Source organism: Mesorhizobium sp. M7A.F.Ca.US.010.02.1.1, from assembly GCF_004023085.1.
Taxonomy (GTDB): domain Bacteria; phylum Pseudomonadota; class Alphaproteobacteria; order Rhizobiales; family Rhizobiaceae; genus Mesorhizobium.
Window position 1 is genome coordinate 1 of record NZ_RZRV01000122.1, and the last position, 572, is coordinate 572.

A 572-nucleotide genomic window follows, 5' to 3' on the forward strand; every position below is an offset into this window, starting at 1 on the left:
CCCATATCGTGTGCGGCTGTCTCGGCCTGGAGATGCACCCCGGCGTGAAAACCCGTGGCATTGGCTGTGGCGAACAGACCAGGCTGAAGAGCCGACATGACCAGGAACAAAACCGCCAGCATTGCTCGGAGCGGTGCGTTTCCTAGGATCGTGAATCGACCAAGAGTCCTCATCAACCCTTCCGACAATTGTTCGGCTGATTTGTCAAGGCCGCCCTCGACCAGTTTGCTGCAGTGCAACCAAAAGTGAAGGTTGTTGTAAGGACGGTATTGCTCGAAGCCGCCATGTGCCACCACATTTTTCATACATTTTTGTATGGCCTGTTTATGGCCCGCGCAAAAAGCGGCGCTGCGATGTCCGCGATTCCGGTTTTACATCAGGTTCAGCACCGCCCCGGCGACGACCAGATAACGCGAAACCTTCGCGAGGGCGACGATTGCGACAAAGCTCCATAGCGGCTCGCGCAAGACCCCAGCGACCACGGTCAGCGGGTCGCCGATGATCGGCATCCAGCTTAACAGGAGCGACCATCTACCGTAACGGCGATACCAGTTCGTTGCGCGGTTGAGCAT

General features: G+C 57.2%; 1 protein-coding gene and 1 pseudogene. Both read right to left on the bottom strand.

Annotated features, from left to right (window positions below; genetic code table 11):
• A partial coding sequence (locus EOA19_RS35025; protein ID WP_164893137.1) for a hypothetical protein occupies positions 1 to 305 on the bottom strand: 305 nt, incomplete at its 3' end.
• Between the two features lie 66 nt (positions 306 to 371).
• Positions 372 to 572, bottom strand: a pseudogene (locus EOA19_RS35030) (DedA family protein); the annotation flags it as partial.